Below are 25,849 nucleotides of genomic sequence, written 5' to 3'. Positions count from 1 at the left end.
CGGCGCTAGCGCCGATTGCAGGCCATGGTTGCTCATGCACATAATTGTTTGCGCTCTCGGCAGTTTTGCGTGCGCGATTTGCAAGAGAGCCGCCAATTTCTTCAGCAGAATGTTTAGCCGCTATGATGCGCTGCTCTAATTTCGCTTTCGCTTTTGCCAACTCTTCGCCAGACAAACTATTGGTTGCCTTCAACAGGCTTTCAACGTCTGACACAAAGTTGCGGAACTCGTGAGAGATGTTAGACAAAGCGGTTTCCGCTTGGACTTCGGCATGCTTGATTTTAGCGTTAGCTACTGGAGTGCTTGATAAAATAGACATAGTTAAATTCCTTATTGCGAGTAGTTGAAAGTAAATGTCGTACGCTGCGAAAGGATTTCCAAACTCCAGCAATGTTGGCGGAGTGAGGATTATTCAAAACACACGACTGATACTAATCACCTACCCTCCCTGCCTCTGTTCGTCAGCGCACGAAAAAATGAAATTCATGCGCTGACGATTTCAATTAGCTAACGGGTGTCTTTAAGCAACAATTGCATCCAAATCCGGTCGATCAATAAAACGATGCTGAGCCAGTGCATCCACAAAACGCTGCACAAATGTCGCAGACTCGGAGCCGAGTGGCGCAATGATTACACCTGCACCCCTGAAGCTATCCGACATAATCGACGAACGTGCTGCACGGGTAATCAGCATGCCACCTTCATCGCTCGCGCCTACAGCCTTGCCATGTTTGTAAGCTTCTTTTACAAACAAAACGGCATTGGCATTTTTGCACAGCTCTTCCACACTGACTTGCCCACCGGGAACATAAACAGCATCAAACATAACTGAACCCGCCGTAAGCAAACTGTGATCGATATGAAAACGATTGCCGTTTTTACAGGTTACTTCACCGAGGCGAGTTGAAATCATTTTTACCGTCGCGCCGCCAGCAGCAAGATTGTGGCGCAATGCAAAAAAACGATCGCTTTCAAAACCATCGGCAACCAGCACGGCGACATAACGGCCAAGGATAGAATCTTTGCGTGAACTCATCATACTCAGCGCAGGATCAATTACCGGAATGGTTGTAAACGGAAGAGTTCCTGCATTTTCTGGCGGCGCAGGTAATTCCATCCCCAAACCGCGCGCAACACATTGCGCAAACGAAGGATCTACCTGGGTTAAATTAGACAGCATGCGCACCCGTATTGCCGGGATACTGACTTTTGCCAAGGCAAAACAAAATGCCGCAACTATATGGTTTTGCTCCCACGCCGATTGACTACGCCAAAAAAGCGCGGCCTGTGAATAATGATCATTAAACAATGCACCGCAGGGCGATATTTTTGCAGCGCGATTTGCACAGGTAATTCCCAATTCAATGCCCGGCACTAAATGACCGGAATGGAATGCAACTGGATCGGACTCCGCCGAATAATTTTCCGGATTACGATTCAATACCAGCTTGCCAATGATGCGCACCGGCACCAATGATTCCGGAATTAATTTGGTGGGATCGAGCAAATCGAAATGGAATTTATATTGATCTTCTTCTGCAACAATCTGCACACCCAATTCCCATTCGGGGAACTGACCTTGATCAATCAGGTTCCATAAATGATGGCGATAAAAATCGGCATCTTTACCGGCCAGCTTTACCGCTTCATCCCACACCAGTGAATGCACGCCCAGCACCGGTTTCCAATGGAAGCGAGCAAAGCATGTTTTTCCTTGCTCATTAGTAAAGCGAAAACTATTGCTGCCGAACCCTTCCATCATCGCCACGCTGCGTGGCAATGCACGATCTGACATAGCCCACATAAGTGCGTGCATGGATTCCGGTGCGCGCACCATGCCGTTCCAAAAAATATCCTGAGGCGATGCAGTTTGTGGCAAGTCCTGTGGAATTTCATGGCTCGATACTTCGGTAAGCACCGGGCGCTTGCCTTGAATAAAAGACACAGGCGTATTATTACCGACCAAATCGAAATTGCCGTCGCGCGTATAAAAACGCACAGTAAATCCGCGCACACTGTCGATTACACCGCGCGCATTGGCAACACTGGAGAAATGCACAAACACAGAAGTAAACACATCGGGATTTTGCAAGAAATCCGCTTTGGTTATTTCGCTTTGGGGTTCATATACATGAAAGAGTCCGTAGGCACCTACGCCACGCGTATTAACAATTTGTGCAGGAACATCACCTTGATAAGGGAGGTGATTATCAGCGACTCCCTGTACAACCCTGCTCTTACCAGCCGGGGTATAACTTGTGAAGTTTGTCATGGAATTGTCCACTTGAAAAAATGAATTGGGTTGCCGATTCAACTTTCGCCGCTTGCGAAAAGTGAGCAATCTTGAAGGAAAAATAACTCCCCCTTGGGGGTCCTTCCCGGGGGTTTTAGAGGGAGCGAGGCAGGCTACTACTGCCCTCAGTAGGGTCGCCGTGCGCTAGCGCACAGATCAGAAATTTCGTTTTTTATTAGCGATGAGAGGTAAATAAAAGAAATCTGGTCTAGCCTTAAGAGTGGCGAGTCCATGCGCCAATTCATTCATTTTTTTTGAGGCCAGCATCATGAGCAAATCTCAAGATAGTAAGAAGGAATCCAAAAAACCGGCAGCGAAAACTGCCAAAGAAAAACACGATGCCAAAAGATTAAAGAAAGCTGAACAAGCACGCAAAGAGTTTTAATTTGTAATGCGCATCACACAAAATGTCGGGCTAATGATTTTTCCATTAGCCCGATTTTATTTAACCGCGCTTGATTGGCATGAAAGTCAGAATCAGTTTTATTGTTCAGGTATTGGTTAATATTATTCCTAAACAATATTTGTACATGACATAAAAGAATATTGATCATGAAAACAGCGAATACTAATCGCGCAAAACCCTCTGCTCTGAGTCGCTGCAGAAAAAATAACCAGCAGTGTTAGGGCAATCGGTAGCAAGACCATAAGCAACAAATGCCAAAAACAAAATACCCACCAACGCGAACACCAGTTTGATTCCTTTAGGTCTGTTATTCATCAGGATTCTCCGGAAGTATGAACGCCACTTTCTAGCGGCACGGTGAACAGAGTTTGCTTCACCGCTGTACCATCGTCAGTGCGTAAGCGAACAAAAATTATTCGTTACCACTAGGCTCCTAACAGCCGACGCAATTCATTTTTAGCCAGGCCATAACATTCACAGGCGCGACTCTCCAATAGACTACGGTCGAGCACCGATATATGCCCGCGCCTGTAACTAATGCAACCTAAAGCCTGCAAATGTAATGCAGCGGCCGTAACCCTATCGCGCTGCACGCCGAGCATATTGGCGACTAAATCATGGGTCATTACAAACTGCCCGGACGCACTGCGATCCAGCGTAAGCAATAACCAACGGCTGAGTTGCTGTTCAACCGAATGATGGCGATTACACGCGGCGTTTTGGCAGATTTGACTGACCAGCGTTTGGGTATAGCGCAACAACAATTGTTGCAAACTGCTCGCGCGGCTAAATTCTTTTTTCAGCAGCGCACGATCTATGCGATAGGCGTATCCCGCAGTGCGAACTACCGCAGAGCCGGGCGTAGTATTGCCGCCCATAAACAGCGGAAGCCCGACCATACCTTCATTGCCAACACTCGCTGCTTCCATCGATGCGCCCGCAGCGGTGACGTAGTGCAACGACACTATCGCCGTAGTGGGAAAGTAAGCATGCGCTAATGGTTTATCGGGTTCATAAAGCACATCACCCAGCGGCAAGTGCACCAACTCCAAATGCTGAGCCAAATCATTTTTTGGCAAGGAATGCAATAAATGGTTTAACTCGGGATGCTGCGCCGGATCATACGCAGGTACCGACAAACGTTTCACTTTAACGAGTGATAGCTTTGAAACTTTCATCACTGAGCACCATTGGTTTGCATTCCACACCTATACCGCGATAGCCAATAAAATGGCTAGCGTTATCAAACATAGGTTCTCCGCTTACACGATAATGTCGTTGCGATCCATCGGGCGCGGTGCGGCTAAACGGAAAATCAATAAACGGTTGGCGCGCTGCAATACGAGCATGCAATTGGGCGTGCTCGGTTGCGTCCCAACCGGCAATGCGGCTTGCGTCGAGATCACCCGCCTCTACATCAATACCGAGCATATCCAACACCGGGCCGGATATTTTTGTGAAGCGCCCGGTTTCATCTTGCTCCCAATACCAGTCCGATGCCAATTCAGTCAGGCTGCGAAAACGCGCTTCGCTCTCACGCAATGCTGCGGTACGTTCAGCCACCGTAGCTTCAAGAGAGCGACTGTAGTCTTCCAATTTTTTATACAGTAAACGCACCTCAAGCATATTGTTAATGCGTGTTTTAATTTCCACCAAATCAAAAGGCTTGCTCACAAAATCCTTCGCGCCCGCCTGCAGTGCACGCAATTTATGTTCAGGCTGGGCAGTGAGCACAATCACCGGTAAATAACTCTCGGTAGCATCGGTTTTGAGTAATTCCATTACTTCAAAACCATCCATCTCAGGCATTTGTAAATCAAGCAAAATTAAATCGTACTTGTGTTTGTAATGCAGTGGATAAACCTGGCAGGGATCGGTAGTGGAAGTCACATTGGTATAGCCAACTGCCGTCAGCAATTCCGCCAGCGACTGCACATTGATGAGCTGGTCATCGACGATCAGGATTCGGGCATTGAGAATATCTGCCTCGTCGAGGATCATAGAATTCTCTCCTTTACTCTTGTGAGCGCCATCATTTTTTTGCAACATTTTTTGCAACATATTGATAAACAAATCGATTCCAAAACTTTTGTTGAACTGGCTACTGACTTAGCTGCGAAGGCCAATTTTTTCTAACCATTGTGCAAGAGCATCATTAACGCGTGTCGGCTGTTCAAGTGGTGACAAGTGACCGCACTCATCAATAATTACCAAACCAGCATCGGGTATTGCCGACACCAATTCCTGATGCACGCCGAGCGGCGTAATTGCATCATCGCGCCCGCAAATTACCAAAGTCGGACATTTGATCAGCGGCAAAAACGGCAGGCTGTCGATCCGGTTGGAAATCGCTTTTTGCTGACGGATAAAAGTGTCTTTGCCGAGACTGAATGCCATGTCTTTAACAAGCTCGACCATGAATTCATTTTCAAGATGGGCTGGATGCAATTGTTTGGGTATTAGCTCAGTGATCACCGCTTGATAATCCACTTCCGCCCGTTCGATAGCAGCGCGGCGATTTTCCAATGCGGTGGGCGTATCCGGCCGCGCACTGGTATCCAATAATGCCAAACCCAAAATTCGCTCGGGTGCCTGTCGCATAATTTCCAGCGCCACATAACCACCCATCGACATGCCCGCTAACACAAACTGTTGCACCGGTGCATTTTCCAACACCGATGCCGCCATCGCCGTAATCGTTTCTGCCTTGGTTAAATCGCCCGGCCACACATGGGCAATGTCAGTCAACCCAGCGACTTGATGTTGCCACAAGCGGGAATCATTGACCAAACCGGGGAGCGCAACGACATGAGGAAACTGCGTAGTTAACATAAAATCTCCTTAAAACAGCCGCGGCTAATGACGAAAAATAACGGGGAGCTATAAATCCAGTTTTTCACACTTTGTATATTGCGGATGTGGCGCGGGTAATTCTGTTCGCCAAGGCACAGAGAACCACTTTTCGCATATAAGTATTTCAGCGCAAAAAGTGAATAAATCACAACATCAAGCCACCCTTTTTCACGGCAGTTTTTCTCCACAAGGGAATATGATTATTGGCAGGGCAAAACGCTGTTCAGTGATCGGGCCGCGGGCTTTGCTCTTTTCCCCCTTGTTTAATCTTTTAGGAGAAGGACCATGTCTGAAGATAAATCAGTAGATTCAAAAATCGACGAATCAACCACCAAAGAGCGCCGCGACTTTTTGCGCAACTCAGTATTGGCTGCTGGCGCAGTTGCAACTCTCGCGGTTGCGGAATCAGCAAGCGCACAAACTTGCTACGATGCCGGCGGCAATGTAATTAAAGGTGCAGTCGCTGGCCCACAAGTCATCGATGTTGCTTTTAATAGCAGCGATGTAGTGCTGGATGATTTGTACAGCGTTATTAAACAACTCGGAAAATTAACCGGATGTTTGAACTGCGGCTTTAACGGTTTTGATTTGCGCTTCCGCATCGACCCCGTTATTCGTCTCGAAACCCGCATCCCTGCTGCTGCAACATTGACACAACGTTACTAAGCGCATTGCAGGCTATGTGAATTGGACGTGCTGATAAAAGCAGTTGGCTTTTATCAGCACAACACATAAGGGACAAGGATATGCTGCAGCCACTACGCAAACTCGGGGTAGGCATTAATTACCACTGGGATTTTCAGGATTTAATCCGCAACAATCTCTCCACCATTGATTACATTGAAATCAGCCCGGATATTTTCTGCGAAGAAGTTTTCACCGGAAACACTCGCCATTTTCGAATGGATAACAGCAAATTGCAGGATGCACTTGCGATCGGCAATCTCTGCCCGGTGATTGTTCACGGCCTCGGCCTTTCCATCGGCTCCGCGAGCGGATGGAATAGCGATTACCTCAGTATGCTCGACCAGTATGCGCAGCAACAATCGTTTTCCTGGCACAGCGAACACCTTGGTTTTACGCTGGTAAAAAATCAGGACGGATCAGAAGACCACGCCGGTTTGCTACTGCCTATGCCATTTACGCAGGACGCTTTGGATTTGCTTTGTCCTCGCATTCAACAATTATGTAATCGCTACGCAGTTCCGTTTTTACTGGAAAACACTACCTATTATTTACCCGCGTTGACTGACACCTACAAAGACGGACGCGAGTGGGACGAAATAGATTTTCTCAACAAGCTGGTTGCACGCACTGACTGTGGGTTATTGCTCGATCTTTATAATTTTTATTGCAACGCAATCAATTTTGGTTTTGATCCCTATCACGCACTGGCGCGCTTGCAGTTAGATCGTGTAATTGAAATTCACGTTGCCGGTGGCATTATCCACGAAGGTTTCCTGTTGGATGTGCACAGCAGTGAAGTGCCTGATGCTGTATGGGAGTTGCTTGAATGGATATTACCGCAAGCACCCAACCTCTGCGCAATTACCTATGAAGTATTGGAGCAGGCATTGCCATTGATGGGCGAGGCAAATATTGTCGCGCAATTGCAGCGCTGCAAAACATTGTGGAATCAGTATCTCACTATTCACTGCAATCCATTCACAGACAAAATGGAATTTAACAAGCAAGAGGATAAAGACAATGTCGCTGCTTGATGTACAACGTAGCATGGTGGAATTTGCGCGCGGCTATCAGCGCGAATGCCGCAAGGATTACAACTTGACGCGCGCGGAAAGTGAATGGCTTGACCAATTGCCGCAGGCGCAGGGTTTAAAAGTGACGCAACAAACGCAACAGTGGTGGCGTATAACACGCTTGTGTTCTGCCGCCCCCTTGACTGTCGAACTTATCAAACGCAGCGGGCTTGAAGAGTTACTCTACGATTACATTATCAACCAGCCCGTGCGCAGTTTATTTTTTGCTGCCGAGCTGGAGCAGTTTGCACAATACTTACAACGTCATTCAGATTCCAGCCACAACATCAAAACCCTCGCCGCATTTGAATACGCGATAAAACATGCTTATCAAACCAGCGTAAGCAATGGGGATTGGCACTCATCTCCCGTGCAAACCCTGCACTTCACCTGCGATCCAATCAAACTCTTCAGTGCGCTCTTAACCGGTGGCGAATTACCTGAACACACGCGGGATTATTACTTAATTGTCTCGCCCGATTTGCCCAATTACTGGCGTTTGGCGCTTGAATCCGAGTATCAGTTAACTAACCCATCTGCAATAACAGCGCATAACAGCCTCCGCATTAATTAACGGCGCTCATGCGCCATGTTAATTCGCCGTATTAAATCGCCAACTCGCTGACCGGGAGTATTCACTAAGGCTCAGGTCAGCTATCATCTCGCCCGATAACAACATTAATATTCATTTTTTCTATATCTATCCCATCCTATATCCGGATCTACCAAATGCGTTTACGTTTATGGATTATTTTGCTGGCGGCTATTGCGCCATTGACCCAAGCGGAAACGGGGGCGAATCACTCGGGTGAAATTTTGGTGGTGAGTTACAAACGTTCGGAGTTTGGTGACACCCAACGCAAGACGTTTGAGCAGAGCGCCATCGAACTCGCACTGGCAAAGACGGCAGAAAAAACCGGCACCTTCGAGATGGTGCCCGTTAATGTTATTTCGCGCCCTCATGCCATAGCGGCATTGAATCAGGATAAGTACGAAAACTTCGTGATGACACTGAGTTATGAAGATGAGCTGCTGGCAAATAAAAATCTTATCTATATTCCCTTCCCGCTTGAATTGGGCGCACACAGTTATCGCATTTGCTACACCAATAAAAATCTTACCGAAAAGGTGCGGGAAATAAAAAATTTGCAACAACTGCAACAATATAAAATCGGGGTGGGAGCGGGCTGGCTTGATGCCAAAATTTTGCAACATCACGGGCTGCAAATTGTTGAAGGAACGAATATCACCAGCTTGTTCCGCATGACCCAGGCCGGTCGCGTTGATATTTTCTGCCCGAGCCCCGCTGAATATTTTCACGAACTTAAAACAGAAAATGCAACTGACCTACAGCTGGATAACAAACTCGCACTTTATTATCCGCTGCCGAAGTTTATTTTCAGCAACAAAAATAATCAGGCATTAATGGATCGTATTAAAAAAGGGATAGAGATTGCTTACAAAGATGGTTCGTACATGCAGCTCTGGCGTGAAGCAAACGAACAGGATATTGCGCGCGCAAAATTAAACGAGCGGCATTTTATTAAAATGCACAACCCGTTTATTTCTACCCTGGATGATGAATACCAACAATATTTAATTGACCCGCTTACGAATTGACTTTATCGACCACCAAGCGGTGTTCATTATCAAATACCCAGGCTTCTTCAAAATCCACTTCAAATAAATGGCCGTCAGGGTCTTTGAAATAACCGGCAACTCCCCAGTGTGTTCGGGTAGCTGGTTTTACGATGGTGCCCCCCCCGCCTCCGCTGCTTTTGCCAAAATGCGCGGAACTTCATCGGCAGTCTGCGCCAGATAAATTAGCGCCACACCTGAAAAACCGGTACCGACCGGAGATTCATAGAGAGCGTCTTTGGCAAAGTCTGCGCGCGATATCAGGCAAAGTGCATAACCACCCAGATCAAATTTTACAAAACCCTCATTTCCTGTAGGGGATTTTTTCCACCCGAGCGCTTCATAAAAGCGAGTGGCAGCAGCAACACTTTCCACCCCCAATAAAATTAAATGCATCCGCTGGCGCGGTGAAAGTGATGCGGCGTCATCCGCTGAAAAAACATGACCAACTGGTTTATCTAACATTACTTATTATCCTTTAAAAATTTCGTCATTATTTTGTCCTGTCCGCATTCTGTACCCAGCATCGGGCAAGCGCAGTTCTGCAGCAAATCAACCAGCAAATGTGCAAATAAAAACAATACGACTAGCGATTGTTGTGACGCATCGGCCACTGCCGTATGTTACCGGCACTGCAACAATTGGCAAACTAATTGCCTTGGCTTTGCACCGTTAAAACGTCGAGAAATGTAAAATCAGTTGCGGGCTTATATCCCTCCCTCTAGTCTCGCGTTTTACATGCCAAATTTCGCCTTTTGTGGTGATAAACCATAAAAAGGCTATCTACCGACTCTTTTTTGATTTGCGGATTTTTTCATGCGTCTACCCTTGGATCGATTAACGCGCGGCCAGCGCTGGTTAGCGGGCTTTGCCCTTGTTGTGGTGTTGTTACTGGTGTGGTTTTTTAGCCGTGGCGCAGATGAAAAACTGCCACCGCCACCCAATCCTTGGATGGGCCCAACTCCTGTCCATGTAGTCAAGGTGACTAAAGAGGATTTGAAAGTCCACATCAAAGCAATTGGCAGCGTAGTGCCGCTTAATACAGTGACGGTACGCAGCCGCGTTGATGGCCAACTCTTGCGCGTATTATTTGAAGAAGGGCAACAAGTAAAAGCCGGCGATTTGCTGGCAGAAATAGATCCGGCAACTTACAAAGTTCGCCTCGCACAAGCTGAAGGTACTCTGCAAGAAACCCGCGCCCAACTCAAAAACGCTGAAGACGATTTGCGTTTGTATGAGCGCTTGATTGAACAGAAATCCATTGCGAAACAACAGTTCGACAAACAACAAGCGCTGGTTGACCAACTGCGCGGCACCATCAAAAGCCACACTGCCCAAGTTGAAGATGCACGCCTGCAACTTTCTTATACCCGTATTACCGCACCGATTACCGGCCGTCTCGGTTTGCGTCGTGTGGATATCGGCAACCTTGTTAGCACCGGTGATACCGAAGGCTTGGTGACACTCACACAAACCCAACCTATTGCAGTTTCTTTTACCATCCCAGAGAACCAATTAGTCGCGGTGCGTGGCGCTCATGCTGCTGCATCAAAAACAACTGCGGCATTGGCAGTAGAGGCCTGGGATCGCAGTGAACAAAGTTTATTGGCGACCGGCAAACTCACCACGCTGGATAACCAAATTGATACCGCCACCGGCACCCTGCGTTTGAAAGCGCAATTTGAAAATACCGATGACAGCCTGTTTCCGAATCAATTTGTAAACGCGCGCCTGCACCTGAGCACGTTGGATGGTGCGGTGACTATTCCGGTTGATGCTGTGCAATACGGTTCAAAAGGCACTTACGTGTATGTGATCGAAAAAAATATCGCCACGATTCGCCAAATTAAATTGGGTTCGCTGGAAGGCGCGCGCACCGAGGTGCTGGAAGGTTTGAAAGAAGGTGAGCAGATAGTGCTGGAAGGGATCGACCGCCTCTGGGAAGGCAAAGACGTAAAAGTGATGGATCAGCCCCTCGCCACTAAATGAGATAACCCATGAGCATTTCCCGTCCGTTTATTTTGCGCCCGGTCGCCACCTCGCTGGTGATGCTGGCGCTGCTATTATCCGGCATTTTGGCGTTTCGCCTGCTGCCGGTTGCGGCCTTACCGCAAGTTGATTATCCGATTATCCAGGTCTTCACCTTTAACCCCGGTGCCAGCCCCGATGTCATGGCGCGCACCGTCACTGCGCCGCTGGAGCGCAGCCTCGGGCAGATTCCCGGCTTGAAACAGATGTCGTCCACCAGCTCCACCGGTGCCTCGATTATCACCCTGCAATTTTCGTTGGAAGTAGATTTGGGGGTAGCGGAGCAAGAGGTGCAATCCGCCCTGAATACCGCCGCCAATTTGCTTCCGTCTGACCTGCCGACACCACCGATTTATCGCAAGGTAAATCCGTCTGATGCGCCGATTATGACGCTGGCGGTGACATCGAAGAGCCTGCCGTTGCCGGAAGTGTATGATCTGGTGAACTCGCGTATGGCGCAAAAGCTGGCGCAGTTACCGGGCGTGGGCATGGTGACTTTGGCGGGCGGGCAACGTCCGGCGATCCGCATCAAGGTCAACCCCAATGCCTTGGCGAATACCCAACTCAGCCTTGAGCAAGTGCGCAGTGCGATAGTCTCGGCCAACACCAATCAGCCCAAGGGCAGCTTCGACGGCCAATATCGCTCCACCATGCTCGACGCCAATGACCAGATGCGCTCCACCCAGGAATATCGCGACCTGTTGATCAGCTGGAATGAAGGTTCGCCGCTGCGCTTGGGCGATTTGGCGACAGTTGAAAACGGAGCCGAAGACCGCTTCCTCGCTGCTTGGGCCAATGAGCAACCGGCGGTATTGATCAACATCCAACGCCAACCGGGCGCCAATGTGATCGATGTGGCCGACAGCATTCAGGATCTGCTGCCGCAATTAACCGCGTCGCTACCCGCTGCCGTTAACGTCGCCACCCTGAGCGACCGCACCCACAGCATCCGGGCATCTATTCGCGATGTGCAGAAAGAACTGATTTTTGCGATCTGCCTTGTGGTCGCGGTAACGCTGGTATTCCTGCGTTCAGTGCCCGCTACTATTATCCCCAGCCTCGCGGTGCCGCTCTCGCTGGTCGGCACTTTTGCGGTCATGTATTTCATGGATTTTTCGATCAACAACCTGTCACTGATGGCGCTGACCATCGCCACCGGCTTTGTGGTGGACGATGCGATAGTGATGCTGGAAAACGTCGCCCGCCACCGCGAACAGGGCGAGACGCCGTTGAACGCAGCACTTAAAGGCGCGGGCGAAATTGGTTTTACGCTGGTATCCCTGACGGTTTCCCTGATCGCGGTATTGATTCCACTACTGTTTATGGGCGATTTGGTCGGGCGATTATTCCAGGAGTTTGCAATCACACTGGCGGTCGCGATTGGAATCTCGCTACTAGTATCGCTCACCCTCACCCCCATGATGTGCGCGCGCATGCTCAAGCACGCGCCGGTACATCACGACGACAAGCCCGACTTTATGGAGCGCTTGATTGTCAGTTACGGGCGCGGGCTGGACAAAGTGTTGCAACACCAACCAGCAGCTATGGCGGTGATGATCGGCACAGTTGTGCTGACCGCAGGGCTTTATCTCGCCGTGCCCAAAGGCTTTTTCCCGATTCAGGACAGCGGCGTAATCCAGGCCGTAACCGAAGCGCCGCAGGATATTTCGTTCAGCTCTATGGCCGAGAAACAGCAGATGCTGGCCGAGCTGATCCTGCAAGATCCGGAAGTGGAAGGCCTGTCATCCTTTATCGGTGTAGACGGCAGCAACATCACCCTCAACTCTGGCCGCCTGCTGATCAACCTCAAGGCGCACGGTGAACGAGATGCAAGCGCAAGCGAGATAATCGAGCGCCTGCAAGAGCGCATCGGCGGCGTGACCGGCATTACTGCCTGGTTCCAGCCGGTACAGGAATTAAGTATCGAAGACCGCGTCAGCCGCACCCAATACCAGTTCAGCCTGACCACGCCCGACTCCTCCCTGCTCGATGACTGGGTGCCCCGCGTGTTGGAGCGTTTGCGTCAGGAACCGGCGCTGGCCGATGTTGCCTCTGACCTGCAAAGCCGTGGCCTGCAAGCCTATGTTGAGATCGACCGCGATGCCGCCGCGCGCCTTGGTGTGCGCGTCAGCGATATCTCTACCGCATTGCAAAGCGCCTACGGCCAACGGCAGATCGCTACCTTATTTACCCAGGCCAACCAATATCGTGTGGTATTGGAGGTTGATCCCGATTACGCCCAAGGCCTGAAAGCACTGGAAAATACCTACGTCGCCAACAGTTCAGGCAAACCGGTATTGCTGAGCACACTAGCTAAAGTCAGCCAGCGCCCGGCACCTTTGTTGATCAATCACCAAGGCCAATTCCCGTCGACGACTTTCTCGTTCAACCTCGGCAACGGCGCCTCGCTCGGCGAAGCAATCGATGCAATTGAAGCGGCGCAAGCCGATCTGGATTTGCCCGCAGCCCTGGAGTTGCGCTTCCAGGGCGCAGCCGAAGCTTTCCGCGCCTCGCTTACTAACACACTCTGGTTAGTGCTCGCTGCCGTAGTGACTATGTACATCGTACTGGGGATTTTGTACGAGAGCTTTATCCATCCGGTGACCATTCTCTCCACCTTGCCATCCGCCACCGTGGGCGCCTTGCTCGCGCTTTTATTGACCGATCAACCGCTGGATTTGATTGCGGTAATCGGCGTGGTGCTATTAATCGGACTGGTGAAAAAGAACGGCATTATGATGGTGGACTTCGCCCTTGAAGCCCAACGCAGCCTCGGCCTCAGCCCGCGCGAGGCAATCCATCGCGCTGCGCTTATGCGCTTCCGTCCAATCTTAATGACCACTCTCGCCGCTTTGTTTGGTGCCGTTCCCTTGATGCTCGCCAGCGGTTCCGGTGCGGAATTGCGCCAGCCACTTGGTTTGGTGATGGTCGGTGGATTACTGGTAAGCCAGGTACTCACCCTGTTTACCACGCCGGTGGTGTATTTGTTCTTTGATCGCTGGGTCAACAAAAATCCGGCGAGCGACGAAACTGTCGAAGAGGCACGCGCGTGAATATCGCCGAACCCTTTATCAAACGCCCCGTCGCTTCCAGCCTGCTAGCGGTCGGCATTGTCCTACTTGGCTTGTTGGCGTGGCGGATGCTGCCGGTGGCGCCGCTGCCGCAAGTGGATTTCCCGTCTATCCAGATCTATGCCGGTATGCCCGGCGCCAGCCCGGAAAGTATGGCGGCGACAGTCGCCACACCATTAGAGCGCGCGCTCGGCAGTATCCCCGGTGTCACTGCGATCAACTCCAACTCGACTCAGGGCAGTAGCATGATCTGGGTCGAGTTTACGCTTGACCGCGATCTGGATTCCGCCGCGCGCGATGTACAAGCCGCGCTCAATGCGGCGCGCGGCCAGTTGCCCGCCGGTATGCCGGGCAATCCAAGTTATCGCAAAGTCAGCCCGTCGCAAGCACCGATTATGGCGATCGCGCTCAGCTCGCCCAACCTCTCGCCCAGCGCCCTTTACGATGCTGCGTCCACCATCCTTGCGCAAAAACTGGCGCAAGTGAAAGGCGTCGGCCAAATAGGGATTGACGGTGCATCGCTACCGGCGGTGCGTATCCAACTCAATCCCAATGCGCTGGCCAACTACGGTATCGCCCTCGATGAAGTGCGCAACGCCATCAATAACGCCAACGTGCTGCGCCCGCTCGGACTACTGGAAGAGAACGACACCCGCTGGCAAGTGCGCACCAGTGAAACACTGCGCAAGGCTAGCGATTACCAGACCCTGATCATCCGCTACAACGAGGATGGCGGCTTGGTGCGCCTGCAAGATATTGCGACCGTTAGCGATTCAGTCGAAAACCGCTACACCGATGGCTTCCACAACCAAAGTTCGGCAGTGACCCTGACCGTGAGTCGCCAGACCGGAGCCAATATTGTCGAGACTATTGATGCCATCAATGCCCAACTTCCCGCGTTGCGCTCACTAATGCCCGCCGACACCCAGCTCAAAGTGGTAATGGATCGCTCTCCCGGCATCCGCGCCACTCTAAGTGAAGCGCAAATTACCTTGATGCTCTCAGTGCTGCTGGTAGTAGGCGTCGTCTGGGTGTTCCTCGGCAGCGCCCGCACTGCACTGATCCCGAGCCTCGCGATTCCAGTCGCCCTTATCGGCGCCTTTGCAGTCATGTATTTGTACGGATTCTCGCTCAACAATCTCTCGCTGATGGCACTGATTGTTGCTGCCGGTTTGGTGGTGGACGATGCAATCGTGGTGCTGGAAAACATCAAGCGTCATATCGAGCGCGGCGCAACTCCTTTCCGTGCAGCGATTGATGGCACCCGCGAAGTGGGTTTTACCCTGCTCGCGATGAATATCACTCTGGTAGTGGTATTCGTCTCCATCCTGCTGATGGGCGGCGTGGTGGAAAAACTGTTCCGCGAATTCTCCATCACGCTCGCTGCCGCGATGGTTATTTCGCTAGTAATTTCGCTCAGCCTTACTCCTGCACTCAGCGCACAACTTCTACTTAAAGAAGAGCCGCCTGGGACCGAGCCGCAAAAAACACACAAAGCCGGTATTTTTGATGACATCAAACAAGCCTATGCCATCGCCCTCGGCTGGGCGCTGAACCACAGCCGGGTTGTGATATTGATCCTCGCAGCAGTCATCGGACTGAATATTTACCTCTATGTCGCCATTCCCAAGACCATGTTGCCCGAGCAGGACACCGGCCAAATGACCGGTTTTATCCGTGGCGACGATGGTTTCTCGTTCCAAATTATGCAGCCGAAAATCCAGGAGTATCGCCAGCTACTCTTGAACGATCCGGCAATTGAAGACGTATTCGGTGCGAGTGGCGGTGGCAACGGCATGAGCAATGCGTGGATACGCATCAGCCTCAAACCCATGGCCGAACGCGGGGTATCGGTGGAGCAAGTCGTCGACCGTTTACGTCGCAATATGCCGACAATTCCCGGCGCAATCCTGATGGTCAACGCCGATCAGGACATCCGCCTCAGCTCGCCGTTTAGCCGCAGTGAACAGGAATTAATGCTGCTCTCCGACGACCTGAAATTGATGCACACCTGGGCTGCGAAAATCACCACCGCCATGGAAAAAATGCCGGAGCTGACTGAAGTCGATGGCGTGCGGGACGGCGGCACCCAGCAAGTGGTACTCACGATTGATCGTGAAGCCGCGCAGCGTTTGGGCGTGAATATGGACACGGTAGCCAGCATGCTCAACAATTCATTCTCGCAGCGCCAGGTTTCAACCATGTACGACGAGATGAACCAGTATCGCGTGGTGATGGAATTGGAACCGGGTTACACCGCATCGCCCGCCGTACTCGATCAATTGCAAGTCATCACCAGCGAAGGCAAACGCGTTCCGCTCTCCACCTTCTCCAGCTTTGGTTACGGCCTCGCGGAAGACCGCGTGCGCCACAGCAACCAATTCGCATCGGAAAGTATTGGTTACGGAGTCGCGGAAGGTTTCACCGATGAGCAAGCGCGCACAGCCATTGAAAACAAAGTCGCCGAGCTGATGGTGCCCAACGAAGTCTATCTCGCACCCGCTGGCAGTAAAGGCGGCGGCTGGGGCCCGAGCGTACCTGGGCTCGCGCAAGACCCGGTAATACTTATCGCCTGCGTGCTGCTCGCGGTTTATTTAATCCTCGGGATTTTGTACGAGAGCAGCATCCACCCGCTGACAATTTTATCCACCCTGCCCTCAGCAGGAATTGGGGCACTGCTCGCACTGCGCTTGACCGATACTCCGTTCAGTTTGATTGCGATGCTCGGTTTATTTTTGCTGATTGGTATAGTGATGAAAAACGCGATTCTGATGATCGACTTCGCGCTGGATCTTGAACGCAAAGAAGGCTTGTCATCACGCGAATCCATATTCCAAGCCGCACTCCTGCGTCTGCGTCCAATCATGATGACCAACCTCGCCGGCCTGCTCGGCGCACTGCCGTTAATCCTCAGCTTTAACGAAGGTTCTGAATTGCGCACCCCACTCGGCATCACCATTATCGGCGGCCTCGCCGTAAGCCAATTGCTGACACTGTTCACTACACCAGTGGTGTATTTGTATATGGAAAAGTTAAGGAATTGGGGGCTATCGAGAACTGCTGCTCACGCATGACGAACAGTGCCATCAACAAAAGCAGCCAGGCCTGATTCGGGTTTGGCTCTCTCCATTCATCCCATAAACCGTCAACCTATAGCTTAACAAATAAAATAAATTGTAAACCTATAAATTGACAAAAAATACATATACGGTTAGCTTTAACTACACATTAAGACTCTGGTTGTCCCAATGAAACAGCTAATCATCCGTCAATATCAACAAATAGTTGATTCTGCTGCCCAACAAATGACAATTACTATGCCGCCCGAAGGTTGGTTGCGCACCGTTCGGAGCGCGCTGGGAATGTCGGGCGCCCAATTGGCAAGGAAGATGGGTTTAACGCGCTCTCAAATCTCTCAATCTGAAAAAAATGAATTGTCAGGTGCTATCAGCTTGAAAACTATGCAAGCTTTGGCCGAGGCGATGAATTGCCGGGTTGTCTATGCATTGGTTCCCAACGCTACAATTGAAGAGATCGTTGCAAATCAAGCCCAAAAAAAAGCCGAACAACTTGTGCGACAAACTCATATTCATATGGCTCTGGAGAGTCAGGCGTTAAATTCAGAACAATTACAGATTGAGGAACAGCGAATTAAATACGAGTTGATTCGCGAAATGCCCAACGACTTGTGGAACGACAACTAACATTTCCCAGCAAGATACATCAAGGACGAATCATTTATGCAAAGCATTCACTATCCCGATGGCGCAACGCCGCTCGACCCCGATGAAATTCGCGGCCTGAAGTTCAAACATATCACCACTCGCAACCAGCTCGATCAACTTGAGCAAGCCAATATTCAAACTGGTTTGCGCTGGTTATCACGCAGCAAACACAACGACATTCTGCATGAAGGTTTTGTGCGGGAATTGCATAAAAGATTATTCGGTGATGTCTGGTCGTGGGCCGGAAATTTTCGTACTACCGAAAAAAAATTTTGGAATTGATCCCCGTTATATTTCCGTGCAACTGCGCCTATTACTGGATGATGTCCGCTACTGGATTGAACACCAGACTTACGGTACCTACGAAATTGCCGCGCGGTTGCATCATCGCTTGGTGTATATCCATCTATTTCCAAATGGCAATGGTCGGCACGCACGAATTCTGGCTGACACGCTCCTAACCACTGTACTGGGTGAATCTGCCATCAATTGGGCTGGTAAAGAAGATTTGCAGAACATGAATGAACGGCGACGTACTTATATTGATGCCCTGCGCATGGCAGATACAGGCAACTATCAGAATCTCCTGGCATTTATCGGTGACATTTCGGAATCCAAATAGAGTTAACAAATATTTACCGCAATGCTTTACAACGCGGGGTTTTAGCTCGACCAAAATATACTAGAATCCCAGACGCAACCGCGGGTCAACCACACCGGCAACATCACAATAACAACGCGGTTCACGCTATTCCTGACAATCAGCCTGCAACAGACGGGCGAAATCACAGCATTACAATCTCCGACGATAACAAGAGAAATAATCCCATGAATAGCCCTATGAAACCTTTTATCACCCGCTGGATTCCAGCCGGCCTAGTTGCACTCTGTGTTGGATTTACGCAGCTTGCACAAGCAGTACTCCCTTCACAGGATCAGCCATTACAGGCATACACTCGCGATGCCACCTCGCTGAATGGCGAATGGAAAATTATTGTTGATCCTTACGAAAACGGTTACTACAACTATCGCTATGAGCCGTTTGACCAGCAGGAAAATCCTTCGGTCAATGCGTTCTTTACCGATTCAAAACCCAAAACGCCGTCTGACTTGATCGAATACGATTTCGATAAAGCTGATACCTTGCAAGTTCCCGGCGATTGGAACACGCAAAAAGAAAAACTCTATTACTACGAAGGCAGTGTTTGGTATCGCAAAAAATTCGATGCGCCCACAGCGAAAAAAACGGATCGCCAATTTATTTACTTTGGTGCAGTTAACTATCGTGCTGATGTTTATTTAAATGGTAAAAAACTCGGCGTACATGTTGGCGGTTTTACACCTTTCCACTACGAAGTAACCGGCAAACTAAAAGCCAAAGACAACTCGCTGATCATTAAAGTGGATAACAAACGCCACGCCGATGCAGTGCCGACACTTAACACTGACTGGTGGAACTACGGTGGTATCACGCGCGAAGTGAAATTATTCAATGTACCGCGCACATTTATCCGCGACTACAAAATTGCACTCAATTCACTGGAGCAAAAAACAGTAACTGGATCGGTGTTATTGGACGGAGCTAAAGGCGGTGAAAAAATCCAACTACGTTTGCCTGAACTAAAAATCCAGCAAACCCTGACCGCCGATAAAAACGGTAATGCCAGCTTTTCCTTTGCTGTGCCTGACGCACAACTCTGGTCACCGGAAACACCAAAACTTTACGCCGTACAAATCAGCAGCGGTGGCGACAAACTCACCGACACTATCGGTTTGCGCAGCATCACCACCAAAGGCAAACAATTGTTGCTCAATGGTAAGCCGCTGTTCTTGCGCGGTATTTCCGTGCATGAAGAATATTCTGCTGACGGTGGCGGTCGTGTAAGCAACGCCAAAGAAGCGCAAACATTGCTTAACTGGGCAAAAGATTTAAATGCAAACTTTGTGCGCCTCGCCCACTATCCACATAACGAAGATATGGTGCGCCTTGCGGACCAAATGGGTTTATTAGTTTGGTCAGAAATTCCAGTGTATTGGACCATCAACTGGAAAAATGAAGCCACCTATCAAAATGCCGAAGCGCAATTATCTGCGATGATCGAGCGCGACAAAAACCGCGCGGCAGTGATTATTTGGTCACTGGCAAATGAAACGCCGGTATCCGATGTGCGCAACCAATTCCTTGCGCGTCTCGCGAAAAAAGCGCGCTCACTGGACAACACTCGCTTGCTCAGCGCCGCAATGGAAAAACACTACCGCAGCGACAATGAAAATATTGCCGTAGTGGAAGACCCGCTGGCCGATATCGTCGACATGGTGAGCTTTAACCAATACATCGGCTGGTACGATGGCTTGCCCGAAAAAGCAGACCGTGTAACCTGGGAGATCAAGTACAACAAGCCGGTATTTGTGAGCGAATTTGGCGGCAGCGCCAAGCAAGGATTCCACGGCGATGTGAACCAGATTTTCACCGAAGAATTTCAGGAAAATCTCTATCGCAAAACCTTGGGCATGGTCGATAAAATCGATGGCTTTGTCGGCACATCACCCTGGATTCTCGCTGACTTCCGCTCACCGCGTCGCCTGCTCGACGGCATTCAAGACGATTTCAACCGCAAAGGAATTTACTCCAACGAAGGCGTGAAAAAGAAATCATTTTTTGTGCTGCAAGAGTACTACCAGAAAAAAGAACAGCAAACGAAAGCCAGCGAATAACCCTGCCCATCATTTGCTCCCGCAACTTGCGGGAGCAAACCCGCAAAAAACCCCGGCACAAGCCGACCATTTTATTACACTCAATTACCGCTGTTCTTTTTTGTACAATTAAACGCGATTAGCTTTTTAGTAAAATCCATTTACAGCGATTAAAAAACCGCTGCTTATCCATAAAATCGAGCGTTTACTGCGCCGCAGGATCATTTTGATCTATCGAGCCTTATCCTTCATTTACAATTTCGACAGCAGCCTTTTGCACTGCTATATTTTTCAGGCGCCCAAGTGCAGTCGCACGGGAGTTTTTCGCTGAAGGATTGGAATCAATATGTCGCCTGAATTTTCGTTCGATGACTCAGAGCTTTATCGCCGTGCGCTGGAGAAACTGCAGCAGCAATCCTTGCGCGCGGGTCCATTACCGGCATTGACACCCGAGCAGGCTACCGAACGCGAGCTACAAGTCTATCGCCTTGCGCTGGAATTGCAGCGCACCGAATTGCAAACACTGGAGCAACAACTGGCAGAACTTGCTTCGCTGGAGCGCGAGCAACTGGAAGAATTGCGCAAAAGCAAACGCATTTTGGATGCATCACAATCCATCGCCAAAGTCGGCGGAGTGGAGATGGATGTTCCCACCCGCAGCATTCACTGGACCGATGAAACCTACCGCATCCACGACACTACCCCCGAAGAATACACACCCAGCTTCGACGAAGGTTTTTCAGCTTATCCAAACGGCTCGCGCGAAAAAATTTCCCAAGCATTAAAACGCGCGATGGAAACCGGCGAAGTATTCGATATTGAAGTCGAAAAATTTACTTTCAAAGGCCGCAAGATTGATCTGCGCACTACCTGCACTGCACACATGGAAAACGGCAAGGTAAAGCGCCTCACCGGAATTTATCAGGATATTAGCGAACGCAAACAAGCCGAGCGACGCCATCATCACCATAACCGCATATTGGAAATGCTAATCGCCAAGGTTCCGCTCGATGAAATTTTGGCGGCTATTACGCTGGATATCGAAACCCTGTTGCCGGGCAGTTTTTGCAGCATCATGTTGCTCGATGCCGACGAAGAAAAGTTACATGTAGGCGCGTCCCACGGCCTGCCATATTTTTTTATCAATGCGATTGATGGTTTGCCAATTGGCGAAGGGATTGGTGTTTGCGGCAGCGCCGCATTTTTTGCGCATCGTGTAGTCATTACCAATGTCCATAAACATCCCTGGACCAGCGCCTTTAGTGAAATTGCAATGCGCGCCAATATTTATTCGTGTTGGTCGCAACCGGTTTTTTCTGCACAGGGAAAAGTACTGGGCACCTTTGCGCTTTACCACGGCCATGTGCGCAACCCTACCGATACCGAAATTCGCCTGATTGAAAGTGAAGCGCGCCTGACCTCACTCGCGATTGAACAATCGCGCGCTGAAGTTCGTCTGCATTTGGCAGCCAGCGTTTTTACCCATGCGCGTGAAGGAATTTTAATTACCGACGAGCAGGGAAATATTATCGAAACCAACGATGTGTTCAGTGAGATTACCGGTTATAGCCGTGAAGAAGTCATCGGAAAAAATCCGCGCGTATTGCAATCCGGTCGCCACACTCCGGAATTTTATAATGCACTTTGGCGCGACCTGCTCAACAAAGGTGAATGGCACGGCGAGATCTGGAACAAACGCAAAAATGGTGAACACTTTGCGTCGATGATGACCATCAGTGCAGTGCAGGATATCCACGGCATTGCGCAAAATTACGTGAATTTATTTACCGATATCACACCAATTAAAGAACATCAGCGCCAGCTTGAATACATCGCCCACTATGATGCTTTAACTGGTTTACCCAACCGTGTACTGCTTGCTGACCGTTTAAAACAAGCCATCGCCCACAGCCATCGCAAAGGCGATTCGGTTGCCGTGGTCTATCTCGATCTCGACGGATTTAAAGCGGTCAATGATCAACACGGCCACGATACCGGCGATCAATTATTGGTGAACATTGCGCACCGTTTAAAAGAAGCCTTGCGCGAGGGAGATACGATTGCCCGTATCGGCGGCGATGAATTTATTGTGGTGATGATTGGGCTGGAAAAGACCGAGGATTATGAAACCGTATTAACCCGTTTATTATCAGTTGCCGCTGAGCCGGTTGTGCTTAACCAGAACTTTTTACAAGTGTCCGCCAGTATCGGTGTAACAGTTTATCCCCGCGATAATGGCGATGCCGACCAACTGTTACGCCATGCGGACCAAGCGATGTACATTGCCAAGCAAGCGGGCAAAAATTGCTTCCACTTGTTTGATGTCGCAAAAGATATTGCAACCAAAAACCAACGCGAATCGCTTGAACACATTCGCGTTGCACTCGATAGAAAAGAGTTTGTACTTTTTTATCAACCCAAAGTGAATATGCGCACCGGACAAATTATTGGTGCCGAAGCTTTGGTGCGCTGGCAACATCCGGAGCGCGGCCTGTTATCGCCCGCTGCATTTTTGCCCGTCATTGAAGATCATCCGCTCAGCATTGAGCTGGGTGATTGGGTAATCAATGATGCGCTGCTGCAAATTGCGCACTGGCGTCAGCAAGGCATTAATATTCCGGTCAGCGTCAATGTGGGCGCGCTGCAATTGCAACAAAATGATTTCGCCACACGCCTCGCCGCGCAATTAGCGCAACACCCCGATGTGCCGCCGGACTTTCTTGAACTGGAAATCGTTGAGACGAGCGCATTAAAAGATATCACCGAAGTTGCAGAGTTAATGCGTGCCTGTCGCGAGCTGGGCGTGCAATTTGCGGTAGATGATTTTGGAACCGGTTACTCATCACTGACCTATTTAAAGCGTTTGCCCGCTGAGCTGCTAAAAATTGACCAAACGTTTATTCGCGATATGCTCGATGACCCGGACGATCTGGAGATTGTTAAAGGGGTCATCGGACTTGCGAATGCGTTTCATCGCAAAGTGATTGCCGAAGGTGTAGAGACAATCGCGCACGGTGAATTACTGATCCCACTCGGCTGCGAACTCGCCCAAGGCTATGGCATCGCCCGCCCTATGCCCGCTGCCGACCTACCCCGATGGGCAGCCACTTGGAAGCCCGATCACGCCTGGACAACGTTGCACCGGATTATGTAACGCCGTCCACAACCAGCGCCCGCCGGACAATTCTCAGATTGTATTATTAACGATAAATCGTTAATCTTCTGGCATCTTTAAGTATTTCCTGGACGATAACAACAATGGCGCTTCTCGACCGTAACTTCAATCTTTCCCAACGCATGGTGCAAGAACTGGGACGCACAATTATTTGTGGTGAATTCCCCGATGACAGTCTCCCAACCGAAGCAGAGCTTTGTGAAAAATTTGGAGTGAGCCGCAGTGCGGTGCGTGAAGCAGTAAAAATGCTCTCCGCTAAAGGATTAATTTCCAGTAAACCACGGCAGGGAATCCGCATTTTGCCGGAAGACCAATGGAATATTTTTGATCCGGATTTGCTGCGCTGGGTATTGGAAAGTAAACCATCACTGCATGTATTAAAAGAATTCCTGCAAGTGCGCATCGCCATCGAACCCGAAGCTGCTGCACTTGCCGCGCGTTACGCCGACCAAACCAAATTAGACAATATCGAAAAAGCGCTTGAAGGCATGCGCAAAGCGGAAGGCAATAGCAAAGAAGATTTGGAAGCGGATATCGCATTCCACGTCAGCATTCTCTATGCAAGTAATAATCGTTTTTATATTCGCCTGCGCGATTTTATTTCTACTGCGTTGCGCGTGAGTATCAGCCACACCAACCCCATCAAAGGCAACCATGAAGGCGTTGTGGAAGATCACTCCAAAGTATTCAATGCTATTAAAAACCGCAACCCTGAGCGCGCTAAACAATCCATGCTGGCGCTGATCGATGAAGCGTTAAACTTTATTGAAGATGAAATTGCAGCAGAGAAATAATCTCTCGCAGAAAACCTGAAGAATAAAAAACGGCAGCCAATGGCTGCCGTTTTTTATTTCCCGAGAAAACTAATCAATACCACTACTGCAAATTTGGTGTAGTCCAATTAATCCAGCGCGCGCGGTCTACCGAGAAGCTCCCACTCGTACGCACAATGCTGGTATTACCTGAGCCAGAACCTTTCAGGAATTTATCGACAAACGCATCTAATACCGCCTGTTGCGATGACGGGAATACACAGTGCGAATAGCCGCCGAGTTGCGACACACTCATGCGATCAGCAACTCCCAACGCGCTCCAGATTTCCCGCCCCGCAACGGCAGAAGTATAAGTGCTCACATTACCCAACCATTCCTGATCGGTATTTTCCAGCACTAACAACGCACGCGGTGCCACCATACCTAATACTTGATGATGATCGAATGGCAGGCGAGTGGCGGTCGAACCGAATTGCGAAAAATTACTTCTGAACCACACATTTTCCGTCACGATTTGACTGAGGGTTTGCACGTTTTGTCCTGCTGACTTTTGCGCGTCGGATACACGCCAGGCAGCAGAGCCGCCTGATCCGCTTTCCTGCGGAATCGTCAGCGCAATACGCTCATCCAACGCACCGACAATCAATGCACCTTTACCATTGCGCGAACAACCGGTTACGCCCAAATGTTTTACATCAATGCGTGCGCCCGGTGTTTTTTCCAATGCATCAATCAAACGGCTTACACCCCAGGCCCACGCCGTCATAGCACCAGCGCCGTGATTGCTGCCGTACAGTGTGTAGAACTTGCCTTTACCGCGCGAGCTGCCATTGGTTTGCTCGGCAATATCATTGTTGGGGAAATTAATTACCGCAATACCGCGACTCAGCAATCCGGAATTATTTAACGATGAACCGCCAACACCAATTACCGCAGGAAAAGGTGCGCTGCCGGTCGACGGATATTGCACAGTTGCATTAAAGGAAATGGATTGACCATTTGCCTGCACATTCACCGTAATATTATTACCACTTGCAGAAGCAGATACAGTCGCAGTTGATGGCTCAGGTTTTTCACCCAGTTCGTAAAATTGCGCTTGCTTGCTCACTTCTGCACGACGACAAGTCCAATCGTATTTGCTGGTAATGCGATTACCATTTATCGAGCGGAACGGATCAGGTAAGGCTGCGTTAGCGGTGAGATTTGCATAAGACGCCAGCGCGGGAATAAAACATCCTGCACCAGAATTTTCTACACCAACGGGTTGCAACGGATCATTATTACCCGTGCTTGACGCAGACGAACTCGACGGAACTGTCACTACCGCGGAGCTACGGCTGGACGATGAAGGTGCTATCACCACACTGGATGAACTACTGCTTGGCACAACAGAACTTACCGGGCAATTATTACCACCCACTACACCGTATGGT

Annotated in this window: 21 protein-coding genes; 13 read left to right on the top strand and 8 right to left on the bottom strand. The window is 49.8% G+C overall.

The genetic code is table 11. The annotated features are described in order from the left end of the window. The 6 genes from AAGC78_RS20230 to AAGC78_RS20205 all read right to left on the bottom strand — a co-directional run. Positions 1-319 (bottom strand): DUF883 family protein (locus AAGC78_RS20230; protein WP_435785919.1); only part of this gene is annotated, 319 nt, incomplete at its 3' end. A 201-nt stretch (positions 320-520) separates the two neighbouring features. Beyond that, positions 521-2,272: a catalase gene (locus AAGC78_RS20225; RefSeq protein WP_435785918.1), complete on the bottom strand. Its 1,752-nt coding sequence runs from the start codon at positions 2,270-2,272 to the stop codon at positions 521-523. Positions 2,273-2,861: 589 nt separating this feature from the next. Continuing rightward, positions 2,862-3,014: a hypothetical protein gene (locus AAGC78_RS20220; RefSeq protein ID WP_435785917.1), complete on the bottom strand. Its 153-nt coding sequence runs from the start codon at positions 3,012-3,014 to the stop codon at positions 2,862-2,864. Positions 3,015-3,124: 110 nt separating this feature from the next. Beyond that, entirely contained in the window at positions 3,125-3,877 is a 753-nt protein-coding gene (locus AAGC78_RS20215; RefSeq protein ID WP_435785916.1) for a Crp/Fnr family transcriptional regulator, read from the bottom strand. Beyond that, a complete protein-coding gene (locus AAGC78_RS20210) occupies positions 3,849-4,700 on the bottom strand; it encodes a response regulator (RefSeq protein WP_435785915.1) in 852 nt (283 codons plus the stop codon). The genes AAGC78_RS20215 and AAGC78_RS20210 overlap by 29 nt, the downstream gene beginning before the upstream one ends. A 108-nt stretch (positions 4,701-4,808) precedes the next feature. Next, entirely contained in the window at positions 4,809-5,531 is a 723-nt protein-coding gene (locus AAGC78_RS20205; RefSeq protein ID WP_435785914.1) for an alpha/beta fold hydrolase, read from the bottom strand. 306 nt (positions 5,532-5,837) lie between these two features. Here AAGC78_RS20205 and AAGC78_RS20200 point away from each other — a divergent pair, with 306 nt between their 5' ends. The 4 genes from AAGC78_RS20200 to AAGC78_RS20185 all read left to right on the top strand — a co-directional run bounded on the left by AAGC78_RS20200 (position 5,838) and on the right by AAGC78_RS20185 (position 8,932). Continuing rightward, positions 5,838-6,218 (top strand): hypothetical protein, encoded by a 381-nt coding sequence (locus AAGC78_RS20200; RefSeq protein ID WP_435785913.1) that lies wholly within the window; start codon positions 5,838-5,840, stop codon positions 6,216-6,218. Positions 6,219-6,298: 80 nt separating this feature from the next. Next, positions 6,299-7,273 carry a DUF692 domain-containing protein gene (locus tag AAGC78_RS20195; RefSeq protein ID WP_435785912.1) on the top strand — a complete coding sequence of 325 codons (975 nt, stop codon included), beginning with the start codon at positions 6,299-6,301 and terminating at the stop codon, positions 7,271-7,273. After that, positions 7,260-7,886: a hypothetical protein gene (locus AAGC78_RS20190; RefSeq protein WP_435785911.1), complete on the top strand. Its 627-nt coding sequence runs from the start codon at positions 7,260-7,262 to the stop codon at positions 7,884-7,886. The genes AAGC78_RS20195 and AAGC78_RS20190 overlap by 14 nt, the downstream gene beginning before the upstream one ends. A 155-nt stretch (positions 7,887-8,041) precedes the next feature. After that, positions 8,042-8,932: a hypothetical protein gene (locus AAGC78_RS20185; RefSeq protein ID WP_435785910.1), complete on the top strand. Its 891-nt coding sequence runs from the start codon at positions 8,042-8,044 to the stop codon at positions 8,930-8,932. Positions 8,933-9,058: 126 nt separating this feature from the next. Here AAGC78_RS20185 and AAGC78_RS20180 read toward each other — a convergent pair whose 3' ends face one another. Then, a complete protein-coding gene (locus tag AAGC78_RS20180; RefSeq protein ID WP_435785909.1) occupies positions 9,059-9,415 on the bottom strand; it encodes a hypothetical protein in 357 nt (118 codons plus the stop codon). Positions 9,416-9,766: 351 nt separating this feature from the next. Between AAGC78_RS20180 and AAGC78_RS20175 the strand changes: the two genes are divergently transcribed. The 9 genes from AAGC78_RS20175 (at position 9,767) to AAGC78_RS20135 (ending at position 24,437) form a co-directional block, all read left to right on the top strand. Beyond that, on the top strand, positions 9,767-10,939 hold the full coding sequence (locus AAGC78_RS20175; protein ID WP_435785908.1) for an MdtA/MuxA family multidrug efflux RND transporter periplasmic adaptor subunit: 1,173 nt from the start codon (positions 9,767-9,769) through the stop codon (positions 10,937-10,939). An 8-nt stretch (positions 10,940-10,947) separates the two neighbouring features. After that, positions 10,948-14,031, top strand: a complete 3,084-nt coding sequence (locus AAGC78_RS20170) for a multidrug efflux RND transporter permease subunit (RefSeq protein ID WP_435785907.1) — start codon at positions 10,948-10,950, stop codon at positions 14,029-14,031. Then, positions 14,028-17,123 (top strand): efflux RND transporter permease subunit, encoded by a 3,096-nt coding sequence (locus tag AAGC78_RS20165; RefSeq protein ID WP_435785906.1) that lies wholly within the window; start codon positions 14,028-14,030, stop codon positions 17,121-17,123. The genes AAGC78_RS20170 and AAGC78_RS20165 overlap by 4 nt, the downstream gene beginning before the upstream one ends. A gap of 174 nt (positions 17,124-17,297) precedes the next feature. Continuing rightward, positions 17,298-17,753, top strand: a complete 456-nt coding sequence (locus AAGC78_RS20160) for a mobile mystery protein A (RefSeq protein WP_435785905.1) — start codon at positions 17,298-17,300, stop codon at positions 17,751-17,753. Positions 17,754-17,789: 36 nt separating this feature from the next. Beyond that, positions 17,790-18,056: a hypothetical protein gene (locus tag AAGC78_RS20155; RefSeq protein WP_435785904.1), complete on the top strand. Its 267-nt coding sequence runs from the start codon at positions 17,790-17,792 to the stop codon at positions 18,054-18,056. A gap of 16 nt (positions 18,057-18,072) precedes the next feature. Further along, entirely contained in the window at positions 18,073-18,396 is a 324-nt protein-coding gene (locus tag AAGC78_RS20150; RefSeq protein WP_435785903.1) for a mobile mystery protein B, read from the top strand. 206 nt (positions 18,397-18,602) lie between these two features. After that, entirely contained in the window at positions 18,603-20,489 is a 1,887-nt protein-coding gene (locus AAGC78_RS20145; protein WP_435785902.1) for a glycoside hydrolase family 2 protein, read from the top strand. Between the two features lie 325 nt (positions 20,490-20,814). Then, positions 20,815-23,622 carry an EAL domain-containing protein gene (locus AAGC78_RS20140; protein WP_435785901.1) on the top strand — a complete coding sequence of 936 codons (2,808 nt, stop codon included), beginning with the start codon at positions 20,815-20,817 and terminating at the stop codon, positions 23,620-23,622. Positions 23,623-23,726: 104 nt separating this feature from the next. After that, positions 23,727-24,437, top strand: a complete 711-nt coding sequence (locus AAGC78_RS20135) for a FadR/GntR family transcriptional regulator (RefSeq protein ID WP_435785900.1) — start codon at positions 23,727-23,729, stop codon at positions 24,435-24,437. Positions 24,438-24,519: 82 nt separating this feature from the next. Here AAGC78_RS20135 and AAGC78_RS20130 read toward each other — a convergent pair. Next, positions 24,520-25,849: glucuronyl esterase domain-containing protein (locus AAGC78_RS20130; RefSeq protein WP_435785899.1), on the bottom strand; the 1,330-nt coding region annotated here is incomplete at its 5' end.

The organism is Cellvibrio sp., from assembly GCF_039207905.1.
Taxonomy (GTDB): Bacteria; Pseudomonadota; Gammaproteobacteria; order Pseudomonadales; family Cellvibrionaceae; genus Cellvibrio.
This window is presented reverse-complemented; position numbering and strand designations above follow the sequence as displayed.